The organism is Rothia mucilaginosa, assembly GCF_964210535.1.
In the GTDB taxonomy this organism is placed as follows: domain Bacteria; phylum Actinomycetota; class Actinomycetes; order Actinomycetales; family Micrococcaceae; genus Rothia; species Rothia mucilaginosa_F.
This window is the reverse complement of sequence record NZ_CAXOMR010000005.1, coordinates 87,315-98,038: the sequence shown is the minus strand read 5'-3', so window position 1 is coordinate 98,038 and position 10,724 is coordinate 87,315. Positions and strand designations below refer to the sequence as shown.

9 protein-coding genes and 1 tRNA gene are annotated in these 10,724 nt (G+C 60.6%); 7 read left to right on the top strand and 3 right to left on the bottom strand.

Annotated features, from left to right (window positions below; genetic code table 11):
* Window positions 1-42: 42 nt before the first annotated feature.
* On the bottom strand, window positions 43-633 hold the full coding sequence (locus tag AB8C10_RS03285) for a Fur family transcriptional regulator (protein ID WP_368866819.1): 591 nt from the start codon (window positions 631-633) through the stop codon (window positions 43-45).
* 194 nt (window positions 634-827) lie between these two features.
* On the opposite strand from AB8C10_RS03285, the gene AB8C10_RS03280 reads away from it, so the two are divergent.
* Window positions 828-1,091, top strand: a complete 264-nt coding sequence (locus AB8C10_RS03280) for a hypothetical protein (protein WP_368866818.1) — start codon at window positions 828-830, stop codon at window positions 1,089-1,091.
* Between the two features lie 139 nt (window positions 1,092-1,230).
* The gene (gene htpX, locus AB8C10_RS03275; RefSeq protein ID WP_368866817.1) at window positions 1,231-2,115 is read left to right on the top strand and encodes a zinc metalloprotease HtpX; all 885 of its coding nucleotides are present in this window, start codon (window positions 1,231-1,233) and stop codon (window positions 2,113-2,115) included.
* A 186-nt stretch (window positions 2,116-2,301) separates the two neighbouring features.
* Here the strand turns inward: htpX and AB8C10_RS03270 are convergent, their stop codons facing one another.
* Entirely contained in the window at window positions 2,302-2,793 is a 492-nt protein-coding gene (locus AB8C10_RS03270) for a YajQ family cyclic di-GMP-binding protein (protein WP_005508322.1), read from the bottom strand.
* 141 nt (window positions 2,794-2,934) lie between these two features.
* Here AB8C10_RS03270 and AB8C10_RS03265 point away from each other — a divergent pair, with 141 nt between their 5' ends.
* The 3 genes from AB8C10_RS03265 to AB8C10_RS03255 all read left to right on the top strand — a co-directional run bounded on the left by AB8C10_RS03265 (window position 2,935) and on the right by AB8C10_RS03255 (window position 4,393).
* On the top strand, window positions 2,935-3,321 hold the full coding sequence (locus AB8C10_RS03265) for a hypothetical protein (RefSeq protein WP_368866816.1): 387 nt from the start codon (window positions 2,935-2,937) through the stop codon (window positions 3,319-3,321).
* Between the two features lie 259 nt (window positions 3,322-3,580).
* Window positions 3,581-3,662, top strand: a tRNA-Tyr gene (locus AB8C10_RS03260).
* Window positions 3,663-4,015: 353 nt separating this feature from the next.
* Window positions 4,016-4,393, top strand: a complete 378-nt coding sequence (locus AB8C10_RS03255) for a thioredoxin family protein (RefSeq protein WP_049353817.1) — start codon at window positions 4,016-4,018, stop codon at window positions 4,391-4,393.
* Window positions 4,394-4,482: 89 nt separating this feature from the next.
* On the opposite strand, the gene AB8C10_RS03250 is transcribed toward AB8C10_RS03255, so the two are convergent.
* Complete coding sequence (locus AB8C10_RS03250; RefSeq protein ID WP_368866815.1) at window positions 4,483-5,730, bottom strand: DNA-3-methyladenine glycosylase; 1,248 nt, start codon at window positions 5,728-5,730, stop codon at window positions 4,483-4,485.
* Between the two features lie 217 nt (window positions 5,731-5,947).
* Between AB8C10_RS03250 and AB8C10_RS03245 the strand changes: the two genes are divergently transcribed.
* Window positions 5,948-7,792: a DUF2079 domain-containing protein gene (locus tag AB8C10_RS03245; protein WP_296545031.1), complete on the top strand. Its 1,845-nt coding sequence runs from the start codon at window positions 5,948-5,950 to the stop codon at window positions 7,790-7,792.
* Between the two features lie 648 nt (window positions 7,793-8,440).
* A complete protein-coding gene (locus AB8C10_RS03240) occupies window positions 8,441-10,654 on the top strand; it encodes a DEAD/DEAH box helicase (protein ID WP_368866814.1) in 2,214 nt (737 codons plus the stop codon).
* Window positions 10,655-10,724 lie beyond the last annotated feature (70 nt).

Sequence of the window (10,724 nt, the reverse complement as noted above, 5' to 3'; positions counted from 1 at the left end):
CGCTCATGACCGAGCCTGCCCGAGACTCCCGGGGCTATAGGGTTACGCCGCCAGGATGCGCGCTGCCGCCTCCTGCTGGGAGCGGGCGAGTTCCGCCTCCTGCTCGGTCTGGCAGTCTACGCACACGCCCTGGTAGAGCACGTCTGCGCTGAAGAGCGCCATGCCGTGAAAATCGCTGGGGGTCAGGCAGGGTGCAGAGCCAACCGCGCAGTCTACGTCTTCGACCTTGCCGCAGCGTACGCAGAAGGCGTGGTGGTGGTTGTCGCCCGTGCGGGTTTCGTAGAGGGCGGGGGTTCCCGGCGGCTCGAACTTACGCAGCAGGTCGATATCGGTCAGATCGGCAAGAATGACGTAGACCGACTGAACCGTGATGGCGGGGATGCGCTCGCGGACTGCCTGCACGATGGTGTCGGCGGTGGAGTGCGGGTGTTCCTGCACTGCGTGGAGTACGGCGAGGCGCTGCTTGGTGACGCGGCGGCCCTTGGTGCGCAGACCGGTGGTCCATGCTTCTTCGAGCTGTTCGGGGCTCATTGTGGAGAGCAGGGGCAGACCGGTGGTGTGGGCGCAACCGGTGTTGTGATGGTCTGGGTTCTGGGTCTTCTTCGTATCGGAGGTTGTCTTTGCGTCGGTCATAGGTTTAAGTCTACACATTATTATGAGAAATTCATCATTATTTTATGAAAAGCTCATAATAAGCCGGCAGGGCATCCCTTTCATCCACTCTGTGGCGCCCCTCCTCACCCCGGCCTCGGGTGTGAAGAGATGCCGTACAATCAAAGAACCTAGAGTAACCCGCACCGGCGATCACCATCAAGGAGGATAGGGTCATGGTGTACGACTTCACAAACCCCATCTACATTCTGCTGATGATTCTGCTCTTTGGTGTGCCCATCGTGACCCCGGTGATTTACGGCCAGTACCGTAGCACCACTACCGGTTTTGATTTGGAGGGTCAGCTGATGCTCGGCCTGCTCTTCATTCTTTTTCTGGGTGCTTACGGCACGATTCTGCTGTTGGGTATTTTTCCGACTGCTACTGCGCAGGTGATGGAGCAGGTGCCCCTGGTGAATATCCCTGGTGCTATTCCCTAATCCTTTTTGAGCTTTTGGCGCATGGGTGACGCTCTGGGTGAATCCGCGCGCCATAAGGTGCGCCCGCGGGTGCTTGCACGTATTCTATAGAGTCAAGTACACACTGTACGCACTGACCTATTCGCTTAGGAGGATACCCATGCACAGCCATAACAATGGACTGAAAACTGCCCTGCTGATGGGCTCCATGGTGGGCATGATGCTGCTCATCGGTGGCCTGCTTTCGGCGACTTTCCGCACCTCCATTTTTATCTGGGTTATGGGCCTGTTTAGCTTGGGTTCGGTCGCGTACACCTACTGGAACTCCGATAAGCTCGCCCTGCGCTCCATGAATGCGTACCCGGTGAGCCGTGAAGAGGTCCCGGTGCTCTACGACATTGTGGAGGAGCTGTCCTCCCGTGCGGGTCAGCCCATGCCCGCCCTTTACGTGGCACCGACCATGACCCCGAATGCGTTCGCGACCGGTCGTAACCCGCAGAACGCCGCGGTGTGCTGCACCGAGGGTATTCTGCAGCTGCTGGATGAGCGCGAGATGCGCGGCGTGCTCGGCCACGAGCTGATGCACGTGTACAACCGCGATATTCTGACCTCCTCCGTGGCGGCGGGTATCGCCTCCATCATCGGTACGATTGCTCAGATTCTTTCGTTTGGCGCGATGTTCGGCGGTTCCAGCCGTGACGGTGAACGCTCGAACCCCCTCGCCATGTTCGTGGTTGCCATGCTGGCTCCCATTGCTACGCAGGTTATTCAGATGGCTATTAGCCGCACTCGTGAATTTGATGCCGACGAGGACGGCGCACGTCTGACCGGCGACCCGCTGGCTCTGGCTTCGGCACTGAACAAGCTGGAAAGCGGCGTGTCCATGTATCCGATGGACCCGAACAACCGCAACACTGAGGCGGCGAGCGCCATGATGATTGCGAACCCCTTCGGTTCGCTGAAGAACATGCTCTCGACTCACCCGCCGATGGATCAGCGTATTGCGCGCCTGCAGCAGCAGGCTCGTGAGATGGGTCAGTACTAAGTCTTTTCTCTGTTTGCACTATCCGGGTATGAATATGACTCGGCGTGACGATTGTGACCCGCGATGACGGGCTGGTAGACAAAAAATCCTCGGGGTGGCTACTGTGGAAGTAGTCACCCCGAGGATTTTGCATTTCGGCTTCTAACCGCCTCCCTCACCCATCGCGGGGCGGGGGAGTGCCTGCGCTTAGCGGTAGTTGACGAACTGCAGGTCAACCTCAAGGTCAGCGGACTTGAGCATTGCGATAACTTCCTGCAGGTCATCGCGGGACTTGGAGGAGACGCGCAGTTCGTCGCCCTGGATGTTCGCCTTCACGCCCTTGGGGCCCTCTTCGCGAATCATCTTGGAAATCTTCTTCGCCTGGTCCTGCGCGATGCCTTCCTTGATGGAGCACTCGATGCGGGTTTCCTTGCCGGATGCGTAGGGCTTGCCGGAGTCCAGGGACTTCAGGGAGATGCCGCGCTTGACCAGCTTGGACTGGAAGACGTCCAGCACAGCCAGGGCGCGCTCTTCGGCGTTTGCCTTGATGAGGATCTTGTCGCCGGAGTAGTCGATTTCTGCACCAACGCCGCGGAAGTCGTAACGCTGGGAGATTTCCTTCTGCGCCTGGTGCAGTGCGTTGGAAACTTCCTGCTTGTCCACCTTGGACACAATGTCGAATGACGATTCGCTAGCCATGGGCTTTCCTTTCGTGAATGAGGTGCTACTGGCACCGGTTAGTACTAGCCTACCGGGTTGGGGCTCTTGTTCACAGCTAACTATCAGAAATACGGGCCTGTTTTACAGGCGCCACTAACCTTAAAAGAGGACAATAGAAATATGACCACTCCTAACCTGTCCGCAACGGACCTGCGCACGAGCGAGGAAGCTCGCGACCTGCAAACCCTCCTTTTTATCGATCTGCATACCTCTCTGGGCGCTGAGCCCGAGGGTATTCCTGAGGCTGAGCGTCTCAACGAATCTGACCACCACGATATTCACCTTGACCTGCACAAGGAGGAAGATGAGCCTTCTCCCTTTGAGGGCATTGGTATCACTCTGACGGAACCTTCGCTGGTGGCACGTTTCCGCGGTGTTCGCCGTGACCTGGAGCGTGAGATTGCCGGTGACATGTGCACCGTGGAGCAGGCGCGCCGCTACCTGGAGCACCTGGAGATTGTGCTTCTGCTGGAGCAGGACGGCGATACTCCTTCCCGCTCCTTCTAAAACTGCTGTAGGCGGTGGCTTTATTCACGGTTTTATTCGTGAGGTGAGAGCGCGGGCGCTGCAATAGATATGTGCGATAGATATGGATGCACGGCGCGCCAGTGCTCTTGGCTCTTGAGGTTCTTGAGTGGTGAGAAACGATATATACAACCAGAAATATAACCTTCGTCACAAAACCCTGCGTGAAGTGTACAAGTCCCCAAAACTGCTGTAGAGTAGTCTCTGTTCGCGTGAGCGAGCAACTAGCACCTAGCTAGGCGGCAGGTTACCCGAGCGGCCAAAGGGGGCTGACTGTAAATCAGCTGGCACTGCCTACGGGGGTTCGAATCCCTCACCTGCCACAAATAGCCCGGTTACGAAAGTAACCGGGCTTTTGTGTATCTAAAACCGGTTTCCAAACCCAAGGGAGGCGAGGCTCAGCCCTGCTGAGCATAGTCCCCGTTGAGCTTCTCGGCTGGGGCTCCTCAGTCGGGGCTTTCCTATAAAACTCTAGCGGGGCTTTCGACTGCCGGGTAGGGCACCTCCATAATCGGTTACAGGAGCCTTCACAGGCGCCTCCGCGACACGCCCGTGAACCGGCAGAATTAGCCGCGGAAAGAGCCAACTATGACGGTAAGTTGTCATATCTTTCACAATGTTTGAATCCCAGGGCGAACAATTCGCGATTGGGGTCTAGAGGGTGTAGCTTTATCTCATGGCTACTATTGAAATTACTCAGCAGAACCTGACTGCTACCGTCGAGAGCAACGACATCGTCTTCCTGGACTTCTGGGCAGACTGGTGCGGTCCCTGCAAGCAGTTCTCCCCCGTCTACGAGGCGGCTTCGGAGAAGCACACCGACATCGTTTTCGGTAAGGTCGACACCGAGGACCAGGGCCAGCTCGCTCAGGCAGCAGGCATCACCTCCATCCCCACCATCATGGGCTTCCGTGGCGGTATCCTGGTTTACCAGCAGGCTGGCGCACTGCGCGAAGACCAGCTGGAGACCGTGATTGGTTCGATCCGCGAGCTCGACATGGACAAGGTCCGTGCAGAAATCGCAGCAGCAGAAGGCTCTGCAGAGAAGAAGTAAGCTCACCACCACAAAAGAGCTTGAACGGGGCGCACCCGCCGGTATAACCGGCTGGGGCGCCCCGTCCCTTTTAACCTCGTTAGGGTGCGTTAGCGGTCGCGATGGTCCTCGATAGTCATGCGCGCCCCGTAGCGCTGCTTTGAGAAACCCGAGGCGTGCATGAGCCGCACCAGACGTTGCCGATGCAGGCTGTAGGGTGCGAGCAGGGCGAGCATGCCCGCATCGTCGGTGCGCTTGCCGGTGAACAGCTCGCCGACCGCTTGCGCCAGGTGGTAGTCGCCCACGCTAATGGCGTCCGGGTGTCCGCATACGCGCTGCAGAGCTTCAGAAATGCTCCACGGGCCCACCCCGCGCACCGTGTGTAGGCTCCGCGCCAGTAACGCGATGTCCCCGCTTGCTGCGATATTTTTGAGAGACTCGGCGGAACGGGCGTAGGCGTACACGGCGTCGTAGCGGCTTTTATCCACGCCCGCACGATGCCAATCCCAGGTAGGAATTGTTGCCAGGGTCCGGGCGGTGGGGTAGACGCGCATCCCCTCCGGCTGATGCCCCAACCCGGTCGACGGGGCGGCGGAGCCGTACTTTCGCAGAACCCAGCCCAGGGTTCTGAACGCCTCGGTCTGGGTGATGCGCTGCTCCACAATAGCGTTGAGCATCTGCCGGTCCAGCTGCCCGGAGGCGCTGAGGCGAAGACCCGGATTCTGCCGCCACGCCTGCTGAATACGCGGCGGAAGAGCCTCAAAAGAGGGGAGGTCACCGAACTGTTCGGCGGGGTCGTGCAATCCCAGCCAGTACGTCATTTCCTGCGCCAGCGCCTGAAGGTCGGATCGCGCCTGCACCTGCTGGTCGGCGGCGGTGTAGGAAACCCAGATGCGAATACGCACCGGGCGCATCAGTAGACGGTGCAGGGAGGGGAGAGACTCGGGAAGCTCGGCTGGTTGCGCCAAACGTTCGGCGTACAGCACCGCAGGGAACTCGTGAAAGGGTGTGCGGGCCGTCAACCAGATTCGTTCGGCACCATCCGCGCGGCTTAGCGCACGATACGAAAGATCCTGAGCACCGCGGCGCAACGACCCCAAAGTCTGCGCCAACTGCACCGGAACCTGCGGCTCAATCACAACCTCGCACGCCTCGGGAGCCAGAGCCCCCGGAAGAATCGAAGTAGCGGGGGAGAGAGTACGAACCTGAACGCGCGGCTGGTAAAGAACGCCAGGTTCCTGAAGAACGCCCGCGAGCGCTGGCGCATAGGGCACACCAGCCGCCGCTAGGGGATGCCGGGCGCGCCGAACACCCGCCTCGGTGCGGTCATTCGGGGATGCAGGAGGAATCGTACTCACCCCACCAGTCTATTCCCTCATTGACTAGGTGCCACCAACCTATGACCACCAGTTCGGGCGATAGAAATACGCGGCGGGGCAGGTACACCGCTAATGCGATACCCTAAAGTAGAGCAAGAACGAATGCGGCAGTCGCTACCATACAGGCGACGATGCGTTCCGCCCCGCTCACAAGGGCGCCTACAGCCCGGATATACACCCCGAGAGAAGGACGCCTATGGCACCGGAAGCACATGACGCACCCTCGATAACTGACGCACCTGAGAAGAACGGCACCGCCACAGGCGCGCGCCGCCAGCGTACCCAGAAAAAGCCGCGTCAGTCCTTCGCTGAGCGCGTCAAGAGCATCCGCCCTCTCGAACTTCTGCCCGGTCTGCTCCTCGCCGCCGCCGTTATGGCGCTGTACACCTACTACTCGCTTCAGCAGATGAAGCACTGGGTGACCCCCTCCTGGGACCTGGCAATCTTCACCCAGATGGCGCAGGCGTACTCGCACTTCTCCGTGCCCATCGTGCCCATTAAGGGGCCCGACTTTAACCTCTGGGGCGACCACTTCCACCCGATTCTGGTGCTCCTCGGTCCCGTCTACGCGCTGTTCCCTTCACCGACCACGCTACTGGTCGTGCAGAACGCCCTGGTCGCTTTCGCAAGCTTCGCGATTGTGCGTTTTACTCAGCGTGCCTTCGCGCTCGGTCAGAAAGCTGAACTCGCTACGACCGGTACCGCTGAACCCGCTCAGAACGCCAAGCCCGCAAAGTATCGGGGCGTTATCCCCACCATTACCGGTCTGCTACTCGGCGCCGGCTTTGCCCTCAGCTTCGGCGTTCAGCAGGCCATTGCCGCCCAATTCCATGAGGTCGCCTTCGCCGTGCCGCTGCTCGCCATGAGCCTCGGCTACCTGGTGCTCGCCTCGCGTGTGAGCGGCACCGAACGCGCCCGCTACCTCGCATACGCCTGCTGGTGGTCCCTGCCTATCGCCTTCGTCAAAGAAGATATGGGTATCACCGTCGCAGCTATCGGCCTCATTATCTTTATCCGCACCGGCTGGCTGAGCACCGCCGTCGACATTCTGATGCCGCGCCTCTCCGCAGGTACCCCCGCCCCCATGCGCACCCGCATGCAGCAGCTCTACTCCTCCTGGGCACGTACCCCCGCCGTCGCAGAATCCACCATGGTCATGATCTGGGGTGTGTTCTGGTCCGCCGTCGCCATCTACGTGATTCTGCCCTACTTCAATAGCGGCGGTAACTTCGACTATGCCGACAAGGTGAACTTCTCCGCAGCCCTGGGCGACCCCTTCGGCTCGGTCCTGCAGATGCTCGGTAACAACACCAAACTGGCAACCCTCGGACTGCTCCTGATGACCGGTGCGCTCCTCTGGGTCATTTCACCGCTGGCGGCAATTGCCCTGCCGACCCTCGCCTGGCGACTGCTCTCCACCATGGAGTCCTACTGGGCAAGCACCTGGCACTACTCGCTCGTGCTCATGCCGGTCGTCTTCCTCGCCCTGCTGGACGCCGTCCTGCGTGTGCGGTACGGCGTGGTCCCCGCCGCAATTCCGGTACGCTCGGCCGCGCGCGCAACCGATAGCGCCTCCACTCAGGAACCTGCCGCACCCGCTGCCCCCGGCCGCCTGACCACTCTGGCGCGCCGCATGCCCGTATGGGTTCTGCCCGCCGTGGCGCTCCTGCTGGCTGCGTCCCCGATCTTCGTTGCTGGTTCCCAGCAGCCCCTCGCGTCCCTGGGTAACGCACAGTTCACCGCCTCCGCGCTGACCACCACCGACCAGATGAAGCAGGACGCCGTGCAGAAGGTGCCCGAAGGGGTAACGGTCGCATCTGACCTGTCGATTCTGACCCAGCTGATTCCCGGCCGCACCGTCTACTGGATCGGCCACACCGGCGAACCCGCCCCCGACTACGTGGTCATTGACCGCAAGAGCAACTCCTGGGGCGGCAACCCGCCGACCAACGCCGCACAGTACGCGGCTGACCGCTACGGCCACTCCTACGCTAAGTACGCGACCGTCGGCACGATTGATATTGTGCGACGCGTAGACTAGCCCTTCGGTTTAACTTCTCAATGAGCACCCACCCTCCGAAAGTGAGGGTGGGTGCTCGCCTTTAAGAGATGAGGTTTTAAGCACCTTTTTATAGCCCAGGCGGGGACCCTACTGTACACTGGATAGAACACGGGAACCCCCGATGAAGGTCTTGTGCGCACCCGGCACCCAAGGTGGTGCTGGAATTGTAGGTGCGCCGTACTCACCATCACCGATTGATACGCCCCACAAAATTGCGGTTCACACCGCTCACGAGGGCTTCTCTTAACGATCTCTGGTCCAGCGTCTTTGCTGCGTCTGCTGTAACAGACACACCACCGCCGTAGAGCGGGAAGGCGAATCACCAGGAATACGTGACATTGCATGTGAGCATTACCCACCCTGTACACCCCTGAAATACGGGGACTACTGTGCGCTGAGCGCAGAGTACGACCAGGTGTGCGGATAATGTGCCGAGAAATTCAAGACCACCCCCAGCAAAAGCCGCTACCCGCAGCATCCGCAGAATACCTCTGCAGAATGCGCCGGTAACGGAGGCCCCCTGGATGCTCTACTCCCCAGGGGATGATGTGTGGCTGGGCCGTGAAGGGGACACCCGGTAAGCGCCGAAAAGCGTGCGCTATCCACCCCTACCGTATAGAGGAAAAATTGACTGAGAATACTGCTACCCCGGCCGAACTGAACGCCGAGGCAGAGACCGTTGTGACCACTGAGAACATCACCGAGAACACCGTTGAGAGCCCTGCTGTAGAAGCAGAAGAAACCACCGCAGAAGCATCTGCAGAAACCGCTGCAGAAGAGACTGCCGCAGAAGCACCCGCCGAAAAGGCTGAAGAAGAAGGCGTACGCTTCACCGACCTGGGCCTGGACGCACGCGTCCTGGCAGCGCTGGAAGAGGTCGGCTACGAGAAGCCGTCCCCCATTCAGGAACAGACCATCCCCCTGCTGCTCGAAGGCCACGACGTGGTCGGTCTGGCACAGACCGGTACCGGTAAGACCGCAGCATTCGCGCTGCCGGCACTGTCCCGCATGGCTGAACTTGCCGACATTAACGGCGTCTCCCGCGATACCCAGGTTCTGGTGCTGGCACCCACCCGTGAGCTGGCTCTGCAGGTCGCAGAAGCCTTCTCCTCCTACGCAACCCACATGGAGGACTTCACCGTCCTGCCCATCTACGGTGGCTCCCCCTACGGCCCGCAGCTGGCCGGTCTGCGCCGCGGTGCGCAGGTCGTCGTCGGTACCCCCGGCCGCGTGATTGACCACCTCGAAAAGGGCTCCCTGGACCTGTCCAACTTGCAGTACCTGGTACTGGACGAGGCAGACGAAATGCTGCGCATGGGCTTCGCCGAAGACGTGGAGAAGATCCTCGAAGGCACCCCCGACAGCAAGCAGGTTGCCCTCTTCTCCGCAACCATGCCCAACTCGATCCGCAAGATCGCTCAGCAGTACCTGAACGACCCCGTCGAGGTCCGCGTCAAGGCAAAGACCACCACCAGCGCAAATATCTCCCAGCGCTACATGCAGGTCATGCACTCCCACAAGCTGGACGCAATGACCCGCGTGCTCGAGGTTGAGAACTACGACGGCATCATCGTCTTCGTGCGCACCAAGAAGGAAACCGAGGAAGTTGCCGACAAGCTGAAGGCACGCGGTTTCGCGGCAGCAGCGATTAACGGTGACATCCCCCAGCAGCTGCGTGAGCGCACCGTTGACGCCCTGCGTGACGGTCGCATCGACATCCTCGTTGCAACCGACGTGGCTGCACGTGGCCTGGACGTTGAGCGTATCTCCCTGGTCGTCAACTACGACATCCCCCACGACACTGAGTCCTACGTGCACCGCATCGGTCGTACCGGCCGTGCAGGCCGCGAAGGTGCCGCAATCCTCTTCGTCACCCCGCGTGAGAAGTACATGCTGCGTCAGATTGAGAAGGCAACCCGCCAGAAGGTCGAGCCGATGCACATGCCCACCGCAGAGGCAGTGAACGAGACCCGTAAGCAGCGCTTCGCACAGCAGATTACCGAGACCATCGAGTCTGAGGACCTGAGCTTCTTCCGCCAGATTATCGAGGACTACGAGAACGAGCACGACACCACCGCTGAGGACATCGCAGCCGCACTGGCTGTTATTGCCCAGCAGGGTCGCCCGTTCTTCCTGGATGAGGAAGAGGACATCGCGCGTAACTCCCGCCCCTTCTCCGACGACGATTCGGACCGCGGCGGCCGTAAGGCAAAGCGCGCGCACAACGACGAGGGCATGGTCAACTACAAGCTGAACGTTGGCCGTTCCTCCCGCGTGACCGCAGGCGCTATTGTGGGTGCGCTGGCTAACGAGGGTGGCATTAAGGGCTCCCAGATTGGCTCCATCGACATTCGCCAGCACTTCACCATTGTTGGCCTGCCCGAGGATCTGCCCCGCGACTTCTTCGATCGCCTGCGCGACACCAAGATTGCTGGCGAGTTCATCAACATCCGCAAGGACAACGGTCCCAAGGGCGGCGGTGGCCGCGGCTTCGGCGGTGGTCGTCGTGAGGGCGGTTTCCGCGACTTCGATCGCCGCGAGGGTGGTCGTCGTGAAGGTGGCCGCCGCGAGGGTGGCTACCGCGGTAACCGCGACGGTGGCCGTGACTTCGGTGGCGACCGCGACTTCAAGCGTGGCGGCCGCGATTTCGGTGGCAAGCGCAATGACCGTGACTTCGGTGGTCGCGACTTCGGCGGCCGTGATAACCGCCGTGAGGGTGGCTACCGTGGCAACCGCGAGGGTGGTCGTGACTTTGGCGGTCGCGATAACCGCCGCGATGGCGGCTACCGCGGTAACCGTGACGGTGGCCGTGATTTCGGCGGCCGTGGCAAGCGCTACTAAGATTTCGGCTGAGCCTGGATTAGCGGTATGAGGGGCTGCTGAGACTATCAGCTGGCGGCCTTATAACGTG